Here is a 16224-nt window from a genome sequence, read left to right on the forward strand (position 1 = left end):
TGACTGTATAGGTACTACACTGCGTAAAGCGTGCCAATTAAAAAAACATTTAAAAACAGAAGGTTATTTTTAAAACGAATATTAATTAGCAATTTAATAGAATAACTTACAAATTATAGGTAATTTTTATAGAGCAATGCGTGGGTAGTAACCGCACTGCTCTGTCGTCTTGTTGCTTTATATTATTTAAGTCCTTGTTTGCGCCACAGTAGGTAAACAGCAGGAATAACAAGTAAGGTGAGTACAATTGCACTGCCCATACCGCCAACCATAGGTGCAGCTATTCGACTCATTACTTCGCTTCCGGTGCCCGTGCCATAAAGTACAGGTAATAAACCGATAATAATTGTCGCGACAGTCATCATAACCGGGCGTACTCGAAGCCCTGCACCTTCAATAATAGCTTGCTGTAATTGCACTAAACTAAGTGGCTTACCAGTCTGCTCTGCTTCGATGCATTTTTCTTGATAGGCTTGGTTTAAATACACCAACATAATGACCCCAATTTCTACCGCTACCCCAGCTAAGGCAATAAAACCTACACCCACTGCAACTGAAAAGTTAAAGCCCTCTAAATACATTAGCCATACGCCACCAATCATTGCCAGTGGCAACGTGGCCATAATAATAGTGACCTCAGCAAAGCTTCTAAAATTAAGATAAAGCAATACAATAATAATCGCTAATGTAAGTGGTAATACATAAGTCAGTTTGTCTTTAGCGCGCTGCATGTATTCATACTGCCCAGCCCACGTAATTGAGTAGCCAGCTGGTAGTATTAGGTCTTTATCGAGCACTTGCTGAGCGCTCTCAACGTAAGTACCGATATCAACGCCATCTATATCAATAAAACTCCAACCGTTTAAACGTGCATTTTCGCTTTTTATACCAGGCGGTCCATCTTCAATAAATACATCGGCTACATCACCAAGTGCTATACGCTGCCCTGTAGGCGTTACAATGGGTAACAACATTAGCTCTTCTGGCGAGTCTCTGTATGCTTGCGGATAACGTAAATTAACAGGGTAGCGCTCTTGTCCTTCTACGGTTTGAGTTACGTTTGTACCACCTATTGCAGTAGATACAACTTGCTGTACGTCGCTAATGTTTAAACTATAACGCGCCGCTTTTTCACGATTTATATCTACTTTTATATAACGCCCACCCGCTACTCGCTCTGAGTAAACCGATGCGGTGCCTTGCACATCTTTTAAAAGCACTTCTATTTGTTGACCAATTTTTTGAATTTCACTCAACTTTGGTCCCGCAACTTTAATGCCCACGGGAGTTTTAATACCGGTTGCGAGCATATCAATACGTGTTTTAATTGGCATTACCCACGCATTCGTCAACCCCGGAAACTTAACCAAACCGTCGAGTTCTTTTTTAAGTTTTTCAAGAGTCATCCCCTCGCGCCATTCGTTTTTTGGTTTTAACTGAATAAACGTCTCTATCATTGTAAGCGGCGCAGGATCTGTTGCTGTTTCTGCTCGCCCAACTTTACCAAATACTGTTTTAACCTCAGGTACTGTGGCTATTAGCTTGTCGGTTTGCTGTAGTATTTCGCGCGCTTTACCTACCGATAAACCAGGATACGTTGTGGGCATATACATTAAATCGCCCTCATCAAGTGGCGGAATAAATTCACTGCCTATTTTGTTTACCGGGTAAAAGCCAATAACAGAAACAACCACCGCGAGTACCAATGTCATTTTTGGAAATTTAAGCACCCAGTTAAGTAGTGGGCGATACGCTGCGACGAGTAATCGGTTAACTGGATTTTTTTGCTCCGAAATAACTTTACCTCTAATAAAGTAACCCATTAATACCGGCACTAAGGTAATCGCAAGCCCAGCAGACGCTGCCATAGCATAGGTTTTAGTGTAAGCCAGTGGCGCAAACATACGTCCTTCTTGCGCTTCTAAAATAAATACCGGCATAAAGCTGACGGTAATAATTAATAAACTAAAAAATAATGCAGGACCCACTTCACTCGCCGATTTAGCCACAACTTCCCAGCGGTTTTCGTTGGTAAGCGGCGTTTTTTCCATATGTTTGTGCATATTTTCAATCATGACGATAGCGCCATCAGTCATTGCGCCTATCGCTATTGCAATTCCCCCTAAAGACATAATATTGGCGTTAATCCCCTGCCAATACATAATTATAAATGCCGTTAAAATCCCAAGCGGTAATGTAATAATCGCCACCAGCGATGAGCGCACATGAAACAAAAACACCACACACACTAAAGCAACTACAATCAGCTCTTCAATTAGCTTACTTGTTAGATTATCTACCGCGTTATTAATTAAGTTGGAGCGATCGTACACAGGGACTATTTCAACGCCCTCTGGTAATCCCTTTTTAAGCGATTCTAATTTTGCTTTTACCAGCTCAATAGTTTTTTGTGCATTTTCGCCATAGCGCATAATAACGATGCCGCCGGTCACTTCGCCTTCGCCATTAAGCTCTGCAATACCACGGCGCATTTGCGGCCCGACTCTAATATCAGCTACATCACGCAATTGCAGCGCAGTACCATTAGCGTTTACGCCAAGCGGAATAGCTTCCAAATCGGCAACACTTTTAATGTAGCCGGTGCTTGTTACCATGTATTCTGCTTCAGCCATTTCAACTACCGAGGCGCCCATCTCTTGGTTGCCTTGTTGAATAGCCGTTTGAATAAGGCTAAGCGGGATACCATATGCACGTAATTTATCAGGCTCAACATTAACTTGATATTGCTTAACCATGCCACCAACAGCAGCCACTTCAGATACACCGGGCACAGTTTGTAGCTCAAACTTTAAAAACCAATCTTGTAAGCTTCGTAGCTGACTAATATCGTGTTTATTTGTTTTATCAATTAGTGCGTATAAGTAAATCCAACCTACGCCTGTTGCATCAGGACCAAGCTCTGGCGTAGCGCTATCGGGTAATCTACTCGCTACTTGGCTTAGGTATTCTTGTACTCGGCTACGCGCCCAATACAAATCAGTTTTTTCGTCAAAAATAACGTAAACGTACGAGTCACCAAAAAACGAAAAACCCCTTACAGTTTGTGCACCCGGCACAGAAAGCATTGCAGTGGTGAGCGGAAATGTAACTTGGTCTTGCACTACTTGCGGCGCTTGCCCCGGATAAGTAGTTTTTATAATGACCTGAACATCAGATAAGTCAGGCAAGGCGTCCACGGGCGTATTTTTTATCGCAAACAACCCTCCACCTAGTAAAATTAATGTAAGCAACAACACAAAAAAGCGATTGCCAACAGACCAGCGAATAATGGCAGTTATCATAATGGCTCCTAGTGAGAACTGTGTTGCATAGGTTGCATAGTAGAATGATCAATCGGCTCTGCGTTTTGCGCTTTAGTAATTACAAATTCATCATTAATAATGCTAAAAGTAAAATTAATATACAGGGCATTTTCAAACTGAGTAATATCAATATCTGGCGCTAATACAAAGTCCATTGTGGCGGGTTCTCGATTCCATTTTTCAATGGCTTCTCGGCTAATATTAATAATGCGATTTTGTGTATCTATGGCATTAATAGTGCCGTTAACCGTGGCGCTTTGTGGCAGCATATCCATGTTCATATTAGAGCCTGAACCAGAATCCGAGCTCATACCTGAGCTAATGCTAGAACTAGGCATTTCCATTCGTTTAAAGTCGGAGCTCTTACTTGACTCAGAATCTATTAAAAATTGCGCTGAGGTCACTACCGTGTCACCTGTCGTCACACCTGACAAAATGACCGCTTCATTACTATTAATTTGCCCAACTTCGACTTCTACCGATTTAAAACGACCCTCACCTAATGCAATAACCACACGGTTTTGATGCTGCGTGCGAATTACCGCTTCTTTAGGGACTGTAAATTGCGCCTTACTCGCTTTAGCGTGAATGCTCACTTGTGCAAACATATTTGGTTTTAACCGATGATCTGCATTTTCAAACCTGAGCCTTACACGCAGAGTCCGGTTTTTAGCATCAAGCGCGGGGTAAATGTAATCAACCTTACCTTCCCACTTTTGACCTTTTAAGTAATCAAGCGTCATCGTTACAGGTAAACCAACGCTCACTTGTTCTGATTGGCGCTCGAACACTTCGGCCTCTACCCAGATTTCATCAAGCTGGGCAATACTCATCATTGATGTGCCTGGTTTAACGTAAAAGCCTTCTCGTACTGTTAGCTCATCTACCACACCACTTTGCTTTGCGTAAAAAGTAATATTTTGCATTATCTTTTTATTTTTTTGTAAGCGCTCGATAAATCCATCAGACACATTTAACGACTCTAAACGTGCCTTTGCAGCGCGAATTAACACGGTATTATTACGATTCACCGCCAGTAAAAGCTCTTCCTGTGCGTTCACCAATTGTGGTGAATACAAAGTATATAAAGGTTCACCGGCTTTAACTTGGGCACCTTGTGCTTTAACGTACAAGCTTTCAATCCAGCCCTCTACACGCGGATGAATGTGAATAAGTTGGTCTTGGTTATATTGCACATACCCTACAGTATTTATATCGCTGTGAAGTGTTTTAAGCTCTACTTTGGCAGTTCTTACGCCCAAGTTATTAACTACTGCAGGCGAAATAGTTACTGCACCTGGTCCATCCTGAGCGTTGCTATCGTTTTCATATACAGGGACTAAATCCATTCCCATTGGCGACAGCCCTGGCGCGTCACGCCTGTAATTACTATCCATAGGGGCTACCCAATATAAGGGCTGTTTGTCAGCGCTTTGTTGTTCATGCATTGCCGAGTTGCTAGGTAAAAACTGCATTACTAAGGCGCCAATTAACGCAAATGCGCCCGCACCGACTAAGGCAGCAACAAGTAACTTTAAATTAGTATTCATTATGTAATTCTCCAGTTTTATCGCTCATTACTTGGGGGTCTAAGCTACTTGCATAATAATTAAGGCGAGCGGTAATAATATGCTGATCTACTTGAATATTAAGCGCGTCTATTTTGGCGTTAAGCTCACTAATACGCGCGCGCATCACGTCAGAAAAATCCCCATCGTCGCGCGTATAAGCATTTAGTGTTGCTTGAGATTGCTCTGACATTTGCGGTAATAACGTATTTTGATAAAGCGCATCGCGTTTTTGCAAACGAGCGAGTTGGCTAAACTCCTTAAAGTACATGCCTTTGAGTTTTTGAAGCGCCACCAGCTTTTGTGTTTTAGTAGCTTCTGCACTAGCAATAGCCGATTTAACCTGTTGATCTTGTCTGTTATCAGTAAACAATGGCAAATCAATGCTAAATCCTACTGAAAGTAAATCAGCTCGCGACTCCCCCATAGGCGTATCATCTCGGTAACCATAACCCACATTAACGCCCATTTGAGGTTTGTAACTTTGCTTGGCGAGTGCAACTTCGGTTTGCTTTGCGGTGACGGTTTTTTCTATCGCAATAATTGCGGGATGCGCCATAAGCAACTGTATTAATTTATCAAATTCAAGGTTTGCAAAATCAACCAGCCCTGTGGTTTTAGTAAATTCGGCATTTAAGGGCTGCATAAGCATATTCATAGGTAACCACTGTGCTAAACGGTTTTTAGCACTTTCAAATTGCTGCTCAAGCATAACCAGCTTATCTTCAAGGCGAGTGAGCTCTAATTGCGCACGAATAATATCTTGCTGGCGTGTTTTACCTAAGGTACTTGCGTAGCTTGCTTCGGTAATTTCAATAAGCTGAGTAAATAGCCCTTTATCTTGCTCAATTAAAGCAATACTTCGCTGAGCACGATACGCGTTTAACCACGACTCAATCACAATTGCTTTTACTTGTGCTAAGCGATCGGCGCGCTGCCAAGGATATTGTTGAGCAGACTGAGCTAATGCCTTTTGTTTAAGTGCTAAACTATCCCCTCGGCTAAACTTTTGGCTCAAATCGACTTTAAGCTGCGTCATCCCTTCTTGATCAAACGCATAACCGTTAGTAGGTAAGTTAAGTAAGCCAACCGTTAAAACAGGATCGGGTAAGGTGCCTGCGGCAATACTTTGCGCTATTGTGGCATCTTCTTGGTAGCCACTCGCTTTTAGCCATGGCTCATGCGTTAGTGCATAATTAAGCGCTTGCGTTAAGCTAAGCGTTTGCTCATTGCGGGCTTGCTTTAGCGTATCGATATTTAGGTTATTTGAATTGTTTTGCGCATTAACAGCTGTGCTAAATAACACAACACTACATAATACGGCTTTAATACTTACAGCGTGGTTCATCACCTGCTCCATCTAAAAATAAAAGAAATTCTTAAATTAGGAAGCAAAAAAGGTGTTTAGGAGTTTTACAAAAACCTTTTATATCAATTGCATTGAATTAATGATCTATTATTGCGGTAGGGAAATAGCTCTATAACAAGGAAAAAATTACGCAGTATAGTTGCTTTATATAAGTAATTTTTAACGCAGTTAGAGAGGTATTTAGTTCCTAGAATGAGCATGTTTTCAATAAAATTGATATTACACCTATCCTGCTATTAAGCAGACATGGGAGGGCGGTAGAGTGAACGAGGTATATTAATTTGTGTAGTAAATACACTTATATTTACTTTTTCAGATTCAAGTAAAGTAACGCTAAATAAAGTATCAACATTAAGCATTGAATTAGCAGCGCAGCCACTGATAGGGCATTTGCAATCATTTTGTGGCGTACTTTCGTCGTCGCAACAATCCATCTGCATCATATTTTCAGACATGCTAGCGACAGCTGTTGTATCACTACTTTGTGTCATTGGCATTTGGGCATGCATTGCTGTTTTCGTTGGCATATGTGGCATTTCGCATACCATAGCTACAGACGCAACTGCCTGACCCACAAAAGTGAGCAGTAAAGTTATCATGAGTAAACTAGAGTAAAAACGTTGCAACATTATGCCTTTTAATAAATTTTAAAATGATTGTAAGATAACCTAACGGCAACCACAAATACTTTAATTATGTAGACTGCGGTTTTTCAGGTGTTTTAATTAAGTTACTCGCTATAATTGCAAATATACAATATGCGCTAAAATACCAAAAGCCCTCACCAAATTGGGCATTCATAACAAGTAGCTCACCACTTTTACCATGAGCGTTACCTGCTAGGTAAGTCACTATTAATGCAATAACAAATACATCAACCATGCTCCACTTACTTAATGCACAAATAACCAGACCGAGCTTTTGCTTCAACCCATTCAAAGGTAGGCAACAATAAAGCAATTGTAATAGCAGCTTCAAGCTTGGAATAACAATAGAAAACAAACCCACTAAAGCAGCTACAAATAAATTATTATTGCTAGCAAGCTCTTTAACTGTGCCTAAAATACTTTGTGTTTTGTTATAGGCGCTAATCTCGCCCTCTAACTTATCAAGCCCTAGCATATTCGAGAACATCATTAGCATACTGCGAGTTCGACCATCGCCCTCTTCAGCCAGCATTTCAATGCCCGCTTGCGCTAGTTTTGATTTATCTATGTTGCCCTCTATTGTTAATACTGGTTTTGTAATACCAGGAAACAATAAACAAAGAGCAACCACTACACTTATAACCGACAACCAATTACGCATATTTATTCTGCTATTGCCTCAATAATGTCATCACTGTATAAAACAGCATCCAATAAAAAATTAAATATATCGCCAATATGCAGCTCTGAGTTTATGTTGGCCAAATGGACCATAGCTTCATCTATATTATCTAATTCAAACTCTTTTATAAGCGATAAACAGTTCCCTAAGATGCCGCTCTCTAATAGTAACGCATCAGATATTGCAGCATCTAAAGTAAACTCTTTAACTATGTCTTTTAAATCAGCATCTAAAATAGCATCAAGCACCGAGAACAAACCCACCAGATACCCTTGCTCGGTCAACTCTTTATTATTTTGCTCCAATATTAGCGACATAAATTGAGCCCGCGTTAAAGCAAGCTTAGTTAATTCGGTTGGTTTTTCGACCCCCAACTCACTAATTGCTAATACGCGAACAAATTGTCTTATTGTGTCCTCACCTAAATAAATAACCGCTTGTGAAATAGACGTAATGACTAAATTTGCTTTGCCTGAACGCGCGTTAGCTAGCTTTAAAACCCTCGCTGTTATGGCGACATCTCTGGCCACTCGTTGATGAACTTCTTTAAAGCAAAGTGTTTCTTTTGCTGTAAAACGCAATAGATCAAAAACGGTTAGCTTTGAAGGCTCTACACCTTTATACGTAATCATTTCTGGGCGAGAAAAAAAGAACCCCTGAAATAAATCGCAGCCAGCCAATTTTAATACATTAAATTGTTCATGCGTCTCTATTCGTTCAACAATTATTTTTGCATGTGGATTTGCGCGTTTTATTTTTTTAATGCGCATATTGGTTTTAATAACCGGATCATCTATCTCAATTTTTATGTAATCAACATGTGCTAACAGTGGCTCCCATTTTGGATCGCCATCGTAATCATCTAACGCAAAAACATACCCTTCTTTTTTAAGTTCTTGCACACGCTCAGCCACCGCAGGAATATTACCCGTGCGCTCCACTATTTCAATAACACTATTTTCTGGCAATAAAAGTTTGGGGAAGTTATCGAGAATAGTTTCTGATGACAAGTTTATAAAAGCTAAATGATGTGCGGTAAGTCTATCTAAACCAACCAACATTAAAGCATTAAAAAATAGGCGGCTTGTCGCATGGACATCTGAAGTGCCTACAGGAAACGCATTATTGGCTGAGTCTCTATAAAGCAATTCGTACGAGAAAACATTCTGGTCTATATCAAAAATAGGTTGCCGCGCAACAAACTGAGTTATTTTTTGTACTTCATCAGGTATGTTATGTAATTTCACTTGGCTCTAAACCTATAAATAAAAGATGGCAAAACAGCCAATAATATGTGTACTTTAATGCAACACGCATAAGATAAATATAGTCGTCATTGCAAAAACGTTAAAATTACACAACACTAATATAAAATATTAATATAAAAGGTAGAGATTTGACTAACTTTATTCGGTTATTAGTACTGAGCCCTCTGCTATTTGTATTTTTTAGCTATGCCAGCATTAATCCTACTCCCCTCAAATATAATGTTAGCGCGTCAGGAAGTCATTATCCATATTATACAAATGATCAAGAAAAGCCTGGCATATTACCCGAAATTATTGAAAAAGTACTCGATGATGCCAATATTGCAGCTTCTCATATCGACCTACCTACAAAGCGTATTACCAAATATTTACAAGATGAAATAATCGATTTTGATGTTATTTCATTAGAATGGCTCTCAAAGAGTGAGAGAAATGACCCTCGTTATGTTTTTTCAGAGCCGCTTATTTATGCCACAGAAATGATTGTTACCTTGCCTAAAAATGCCCAGCATTGGCAAAGCGCTGATAGCTTGAAGGGTAAAAATATAGGAACGGTACTAGGTTACTATTACTTTAATGACAACACCTTTGAGCGTGTTGACTTTCCATCCGAAAAAGAACTTATGACAGCCCTATCAAGAAACCGTGTAGAAGCTGCACTAGTAGGTAAGTTAACTGCGCTCTATTGGGCAAAGCAGTTAGGGATAAACATTGCCTTTGGCGCACAGCATTCCCATGGTTTTTTAAGAATTCGCTTATTGAGCAAACACAAAGAATTATTGCCCCAGATAAACCTAGCAATTAAAAACCTTCACGCTCAAGGATATATAAAAACTATTGAAGATAAGTATATGAGTAATATACCCACACAAAATTAAGGGACTAATGGCGCAGAGCTCGTGTTTTGGAGTACAATAGCAGCAAATGTTAACTCGACCAGAATCAGAAAGAGCCCCATGAGTATTGAAAAAGCCTTAATCGAACGTAGTAATAATCAATGTGAATTGTGTGCAGCCACCGAGAACTTATCTGTTTATGAAGTACCACCGGTAACTGAAACCCACTCAGATAAATGTATTTACACGTGTCAAACATGTAAAGATCAAATCGAGAATAACAGCGAAATAACGCCTACGCATTGGCACTGTTTAAACGATAGCATGTGGAGCCAAACTCCTGCAGTACAAGTTGTAGCTTACAGAATGCTTTCGCGTTTAGCGCCTGATAATGGCTGGGCACAAGATGCGCTAGACATGATTTACCTTGAAGAAGATACGCTAACGTGGGCTAAAAAAGCACTTGCTGAAGATGACGATTTAAAGCATGTAGATAGCAACGGTGTAGTACTTCAAGCAGGCGATACTGTTACCTTAATTAAAGACTTAGACGTTAAAGGTAGTAGCCTTACAGCTAAACGCGGAACAGCTGTTCGTAATATTGGCCTAACCAGCAACCCTGAACATATTGAAGGGCGAGTTGACGGCCAACGCATTGTTATTTTAACTAAGTTTGTTAAAAAATAATCGTTTGTTTTTAATTATTAAAGGCGCTAATGCGCCTTTTTTTATGTTTAAAATAAGTTAAGGAATGATTAAGTCACTAGGTAATACACTAGGGGGATAATATTGAGTAAGGATAACAAACATGGAAAAGCATCAAGCAGTACATTCACGTAAAAAAGCACTTACAGGACTTAGTTTATTAGCACTAAGCGCTTTTGCTATAACCGGTTGTGATCAACAAACAAAGCCGACTGACAATACAAAGCAAGCAAAATCAATATCGACTCTAACTACCCAAGTTAGCTACAAAGATCGCAGTATGCTTCGCCCCGGTTCACAGTTAATCGTTACGCTTTCGGATGTATCTAAAATGGATGTAAAAGCAGATATAATAACCCAAGAAGTGATTGATATAACCCAAGCCCCACCATTTACTGTAGAGCTAACTTATGATGCCAGTAAAGTTAACGATAAACACCGCTATAGCCTAAGCGCCAGAATCATAAATAAAGACAAAGTACTTTACACAAGTACCACAAATAACGACCCATTTAGAGAGTCACAGCTAACTGGCCCTTATAAAATTGAGCTTTCAAAAGTATCCGTTGAAAAGCCAGACGTAACGCTTACAAACACGTACTGGAAAGCAATAACAATCAATGCTCAAACAGTAAATGTTACAACTAAAGAGCCGTTTATTCAGTTCGATAAAGACTACCGTGTTAATGGCTTTTTAGGCTGTAATAATTTTAGCGGAAGTTATAGCACCGAGCAGCACACAATTACACTTAGTCAATTAGCGAGTACAAAAAAGATGTGTTCGGAGAATATGGACCAAGAGGCAGCTATGTCTAACGTACTTAACAATACTTCAAAGTGGGAAATTACAGGCGAGTCACTGAAACTTAAAAACAACAGCGGTAATACGCTTGCTACTTTTAACGCAGTTTATTTTAATTAATATTTAGCTCCCTAATATATGTGTTACCTAACACATTCGTATTGATTTTAAATAAAATGCCCAGCAAAGCTGGGCATTTTATCTTCATTGTAAGCGCTATTTAAAGCTACTCATCAACGAGTTGTTCACTTCTGTAAAAACCACTTGGCTCACTCAACAAATCAACAAGTTCAGGCATTATTGCATCCATTGTTTGCTTTAGCTTCCATGGAGGGTTAATCACAATCATGCCAGATGCTGTCATGCCGTGTACGTCAGTGTCCGCTTCAGTGCCTAATTCAAATAGCTGAATGTTGCGCATTCCTGAATCAATTAAGCCCTGCTCCATATTATCAATGCGCTCTCTGTCTACTACCGGATACCAAATCATATAAGTACCTGTAGCAAAACGCTGATGAGCTTTAACTAAGGTTTTTACAACCGTTTCGTAGTCATCTTTAATTTCGTACGGAGGGTCAATTAACACACACGCTCTGCGAGATGCTGGTGGTAATAATCCTACTAAGCCGGTAAAGCCATCTTCTCCGCGCACACGAATGGAGCGCTTACCTTGCATATTTTCTTCAAGTAATAATAAATCGCGCGGGTGCAGTTCAAAAAACCAACCCTTATCTTGGCGGCGCAAGTAATGCTCTGCAATTTTTGGTGAACCCGGATAAAATGCAAGTTCGTCAGTGTCGTTAAATGACTTAATTAATTCAATGTACTCATTAAGCTCAGCATGTTCACTTTTATGTTGCCAAAGTTTTTCAATACCATCTTGATACTCTTGCGTTTTTTGCGCATCAGCAGCTGCCAGTTCAAAAAAGCCAGCACCTGAATGCGTGTCTATATAATCAAGCGGTTTATCTTTAATTGTTTGGTAATTTAGTACTTGTGCCAGTACTAAATGTTTAAGTACATCGGCAGGATTACCCGCATGAAATGAGTGTCTGTAACTAAGCATTATTTATTTTCGCCATACGCAATTTAATATCGTAAGTGAACCATAAGCACTAGGCTTTGGCAACTCACACCAAGATAAGAGAGTGTTAAAGTGAACCATTTCTGAATGAAAAAGCTCATATGCTGAATTATCCCTTAACGCAGAAGAAAAATCAGCTAAAACCACCGTAAATGCTGGCAAATCAACACACTTTGCTTTACATTTGCATGACATTAATTACAGTTATATGAGCGCCTTTATGAACAACACTACTCTTCAACAACTCGAACAACTGATCGATTCTTTAATCGAACGTAATAATCAATTACAAACAGATGTTGCTACTTTAAAAGAACAGAACACTAAACTAAGCGATGAAAACGAATTACTACAGCTTGAAGCTTTAGAAAATGAAGAAAAGCAAAAAGATGCCAGCACTACTTTATCTGGTCTTCTTGATAAATTACAAAGCGCACAACAGGCTAGCTAATGTCTGAGCTGCAAAACCAGCGGGTCACTGTTGAGTTGCTAGGTAAAGAGCAGCAATTTGCTTGCCCCGAAGGGCAGGAAGATGCATTAATAGCAGCAGCTAAAAATCTAAATGACTTAGTTGAGCAAATGAAACAACGCTCAACCGTTAGAAACGATCAAAAAGCCCTACTAATGGCAGCATTAAATTTAAGCCACGAATTGCTAGAAGCAAAAACACAGGCTACAGTTGAACAACAGCATCAAGACCAATTGATTGATAAACTCAGTCAGCATTTGGCAAATGACCCCAAACACCAAAAATAAAAAGCGCATACTGCGCTTTTTGTTTATTATTAAAGTAATTAAACCTCAGCGTAGAGATAATAAATGAAGTTAAAACTTTCAAACATAACCTCTTCATGTAAGCACTTACTATTGTCATGCACGTTACTATCAATAGCACCTAGCACCTACGCTGCCGTTATTTGGAATACAATAAACCCTCATATTCAGTTTTTAAAGCAACAAGACAAGCTTCGCTTTTACGACTCTAACCAAGTATTAATTGAAGGCGAAAAATGTGCCCTACTGGTTGATACGAGTGCCAATTTTGCTGCAGTTGAACAACTTGCTGAAGATTTAAAAAAACGCCTTAAAACACCTTTATGCTATTTGGTTGCCACGCATTACCATGACGATCACTTGCTAGGTATGGCGGTTATGCAAAATTTTTATCCTGATGCCAAGCTCGTTGTTCATCAGCAAGTAAATAAAAATTTTAGCCTTTACCAAACAGCATATACCGACAAACTAGACACCTATGAAAAGAGCATTGAGCTGAGCTACCAACGATTAGCGAATGTCCCTAAAGAAGAGCAAGCTAAATGGCGTGATAAGTTAAAGCTTGCAAAAAAGCGACTTTTTCGCTGGCAGGAGTATCAGCTTAGCAAACCCGAAATAGTAATTAATAGTCGTAAAATTATCGACCTTGGTGGTTTTGAGGTAACGCTTGAGCCGCAGCAAGCCCATACTAACGGTGATTTAACTATTACTACTAATAATGGCAGTGTGCTGATTGGTGGCGATATCGTTGACTGGCTTCCTTACCCTGGTCACGGCGAACTTAATAGTTGGCAAACGTTGCTTAAGCAATATATTAACGATGAAAAGCTCGCTATTATTATACCTGGTCACGGCGGCACATTAACAAAAGAGCAGCTGAAACAGCCACTATCATTTTTAACAGCCATAACAGAGCACGTTAAAAACAATAAAGATCAAAGTATTGAGCAGTTAATGCTATCGTTTCCTGAATCAGTTATTGAGCCTTATAAACAAGAAGCGCTTAATATAAAATCGAGCAACTTCTTTTTACAAGCTGGCCTAAATCGCGCAAAAAGCGCAGAATAACTCAACACAACGGATTGTGTTAAAATAATAAAAGGAATTTACAAAAGTGATCACTATGCGCAGTTTGGTTTTATGTTGTTTGGGTATTTTGTTATTTGGTTGTCAATCAACGGAGCAAGAACCACAAGACGCTCCACAAATATTTACTCATTTTGAGCCTGACTATACTTATGATATTGACGAGGAAGTAGCTCAAACGCCTCAAGTTAATGAGCCAGTTACGCCACTTCAATTCAAAAAAACAATCGTAAAAAAGCGCCCACCAAAAACCACCGATCTGTGGGTGCATATAGCCAATAATCTACACTTTACGATTTATCAAAATCGCGCTTTAAAAAAGCGTATCAGCTGGTATGCAAAGCAACCTAACTACTTACAAACGGTGAGCAAACGCGCAGCGCCTTACCTGTATCACATCGTAAAAAAAATTGAGCAAAAGCAATTACCTATGGAGCTCGCATTACTACCATTTGTAGAAAGCGATTTTAGACCAACAATAGCCTCATCACAGCAAGCTGTTGGTGTTTGGCAATTAGTTGGCGCAACGGCGCATCACTTTGGTGTTAAGTCAGACCAATGGTATGACGGGCGCCAAGACGTACTTGCTTCAACCGATGCTGCACTTGATTACTTAAGTTACTTACATAAACGCTTTGATGGTAATTGGCTACACGCTTTGGCCGCTTATAATAGTGGTGAAGGCCGTGTTAAACGTGCAATCGAAAAAAACAAAAAACGCGGTAAAAGCACCGATTACTGGTCGCTCAGCCTGCCAAAAGAAACCGCTGACTATGTACCCAAGTTACTCGCTTTAAGCTATTTAGTTAAACACCCACAAAAAGGGATTAAACGTCCAAAGCTTGCATATAAACCATTTACAACACAGATGAATATAGGCCAGCAGTTCGACTTTTCAGTCATTGCAAAGCTCTCTGGTATAGGTTCAAAGCAGTTACATGCTATTAATCAGGGATATTTAAAAAATCAAAGCTCACCTAACGGGCCGCACACTTTACTGCTGCCTATAGGACAAGAAGCATTATTAAAAAGTCAGTTCTTCAAATCAAATTTTGCTGGAGAGTACATCGTTAAACAAAACGATACGCTTTACAGTATCGCCAGGCGTTTTAGTATGTCGGTAAAAGCTTTAAAACAACTTAATAATAAAAATAATAATTTAATAGGTGTTGGAGAAAAGTTATTAGTTGGGCAACCTAAAACTCTGCCAAGCACATTAACTGTTGATTACAAAATCAGCCCTTATTTAGAACACCAAGAGATTGCGATCCCCACCATTGAAATAGATTACGAAGTTAAGTCAGGCGATAGCCTTTGGAGTATAAGTCAGCTTTATGATGTACCTCATAGCGACTTGGCAAAATGGAACAAACTCTCTGCATCAAGCATTTTAAAGCCTGGCACTCAATTAGTACTGTTTATACCACAGGCTGAAAAGCAAAAAGCAGCACCAATAAAAAAAGATTTACTGCTAGATTTACAAAAAACACTAAATCAGCCACGTTAAGTTTATAAACAAGTATATTTCGCGTAAAATTGCGCCCTAACATAGTTATTATATGAAGAGACAAGCATGCAAATTAGCAAAAATTCAGCAGTTGAATTTCATTACACCCTTAGCGAAGCGGGCGAACAAATTGAAAGTAGCACAAACGAAGCGCCACTTACTTACATTCATGGCAGCGAAGGCATGCTTCCTGGTTTAGAAAAAGCACTTGAAGGCAAAGAAGCTGGCGAAAAATTTAGTGTAACTCTAGAGCCAAGTGAATCATACGGCGAGCGTGTTGATGACTTAATTCAACGTATTCCGCTTAAGCACCTACAAGGCGACGTTAAAGTATGGAAACCAGGTATGACAGCAATGGTTAGCTCTAACCAAGGTCGTCATCAGGTTACTATTGTTAAGGTTGGTCGTTTTAACGCAGATTGTGATTTAAACCACCCATTTGCGGGCAAAACACTAACGTTTGACGTTGAAGTTGTATCTGTACGTGAAGCAACAAGTGAAGAAGTTTCTCACGGACATGTGCACGCTGAAGGCGGCTGCGGTCACTCTCACTAGTTAGCAATAAAGGAAGTA

15 protein-coding genes are annotated in these 16224 nt (G+C 39.6%); 8 read left to right on the forward strand and 7 right to left on the reverse strand.

Annotated elements, in window-relative coordinates; genetic code table 11:
• Positions 1–182: 182 nt before the first annotated feature.
• The 6 genes from JG479_RS14715 to JG479_RS14740 form a co-directional block, all read right to left on the reverse strand.
• On the reverse strand, positions 183–3302 hold the full coding sequence (locus JG479_RS14715) for an efflux RND transporter permease subunit (RefSeq protein ID WP_200219569.1): 3120 nt from the start codon (positions 3300–3302) through the stop codon (positions 183–185).
• An 8-nt stretch (positions 3303–3310) separates the two neighbouring features.
• Positions 3311–4873, reverse strand: coding sequence for an efflux RND transporter periplasmic adaptor subunit (locus JG479_RS14720; protein WP_200219570.1), 1563 nt, complete (start codon positions 4871–4873; stop codon positions 3311–3313).
• Positions 4863–6239: a TolC family protein gene (locus tag JG479_RS14725; protein WP_200219571.1), complete on the reverse strand. Its 1377-nt coding sequence runs from the start codon at positions 6237–6239 to the stop codon at positions 4863–4865. Before JG479_RS14725 ends, JG479_RS14720 begins: the two co-directional genes overlap by 11 nt.
• Positions 6240–6496: 257 nt before the next feature.
• The gene (locus JG479_RS14730; protein ID WP_307734244.1) at positions 6497–6859 is read right to left on the reverse strand and encodes a hypothetical protein; all 363 of its coding nucleotides are present in this window, start codon (positions 6857–6859) and stop codon (positions 6497–6499) included.
• A 94-nt stretch (positions 6860–6953) separates the two neighbouring features.
• Positions 6954–7568 carry a paraquat-inducible protein A gene (locus tag JG479_RS14735; RefSeq protein ID WP_002957849.1) on the reverse strand — a complete coding sequence of 205 codons (615 nt, stop codon included), beginning with the start codon at positions 7566–7568 and terminating at the stop codon, positions 6954–6956.
• Between the two features lie 2 nt (positions 7569–7570).
• Positions 7571–8836: an EAL and HDOD domain-containing protein gene (locus JG479_RS14740; protein WP_200219572.1), complete on the reverse strand. Its 1266-nt coding sequence runs from the start codon at positions 8834–8836 to the stop codon at positions 7571–7573.
• A 149-nt stretch (positions 8837–8985) separates the two neighbouring features.
• Here JG479_RS14740 and JG479_RS14745 point away from each other — a divergent pair, with 149 nt between their 5' ends.
• The 3 genes from JG479_RS14745 (at position 8986) to JG479_RS14755 (ending at position 11320) form a co-directional block, all read left to right on the forward strand.
• Positions 8986–9735, forward strand: a complete 750-nt coding sequence (locus JG479_RS14745) for a substrate-binding periplasmic protein (RefSeq protein WP_200219573.1) — start codon at positions 8986–8988, stop codon at positions 9733–9735.
• 78 nt (positions 9736–9813) lie between these two features.
• Entirely contained in the window at positions 9814–10380 is a 567-nt protein-coding gene (locus JG479_RS14750) for a PhnA domain-containing protein (RefSeq protein ID WP_007586451.1), read from the forward strand.
• A gap of 121 nt (positions 10381–10501) precedes the next feature.
• Positions 10502–11320, forward strand: a complete 819-nt coding sequence (locus JG479_RS14755) for an META domain-containing protein (RefSeq protein WP_182732884.1) — start codon at positions 10502–10504, stop codon at positions 11318–11320.
• A gap of 106 nt (positions 11321–11426) precedes the next feature.
• Here JG479_RS14755 and JG479_RS14760 read toward each other — a convergent pair whose 3' ends face one another.
• A complete protein-coding gene (locus JG479_RS14760; protein WP_182671457.1) occupies positions 11427–12266 on the reverse strand; it encodes a 23S rRNA (adenine(2030)-N(6))-methyltransferase RlmJ in 840 nt (279 codons plus the stop codon).
• Between the two features lie 238 nt (positions 12267–12504).
• On the opposite strand from JG479_RS14760, the gene zapB reads away from it, so the two are divergent.
• The 5 genes from zapB to JG479_RS14785 all read left to right on the forward strand — a co-directional run bounded on the left by zapB (position 12505) and on the right by JG479_RS14785 (position 16206).
• Complete coding sequence (zapB, locus tag JG479_RS14765) at positions 12505–12735, forward strand: cell division protein ZapB (protein ID WP_002957855.1); 231 nt, start codon at positions 12505–12507, stop codon at positions 12733–12735.
• Positions 12735–13040 (forward strand): cell division protein ZapA, encoded by a 306-nt coding sequence (locus JG479_RS14770; RefSeq protein WP_002957856.1) that lies wholly within the window; start codon positions 12735–12737, stop codon positions 13038–13040. Before zapB ends, JG479_RS14770 begins: the two co-directional genes overlap by 1 nt.
• A gap of 63 nt (positions 13041–13103) precedes the next feature.
• Positions 13104–14126 carry an MBL fold metallo-hydrolase gene (locus tag JG479_RS14775; protein ID WP_200219574.1) on the forward strand — a complete coding sequence of 341 codons (1023 nt, stop codon included), beginning with the start codon at positions 13104–13106 and terminating at the stop codon, positions 14124–14126.
• A gap of 55 nt (positions 14127–14181) precedes the next feature.
• The gene (locus JG479_RS14780) at positions 14182–15651 is read left to right on the forward strand and encodes a LysM peptidoglycan-binding domain-containing protein (RefSeq protein ID WP_182712023.1); all 1470 of its coding nucleotides are present in this window, start codon (positions 14182–14184) and stop codon (positions 15649–15651) included.
• A gap of 66 nt (positions 15652–15717) precedes the next feature.
• A complete protein-coding gene (locus JG479_RS14785) occupies positions 15718–16206 on the forward strand; it encodes an FKBP-type peptidyl-prolyl cis-trans isomerase (protein ID WP_002957860.1) in 489 nt (162 codons plus the stop codon).
• The last annotated feature ends 18 nt before the right edge of the window (positions 16207–16224 follow it).

Origin of the sequence: Pseudoalteromonas sp. LC2018020214 (assembly GCF_016598755.1) — a bacterium.
Classification (GTDB): Bacteria; Pseudomonadota; Gammaproteobacteria; order Enterobacterales; family Alteromonadaceae; genus Pseudoalteromonas; species Pseudoalteromonas distincta.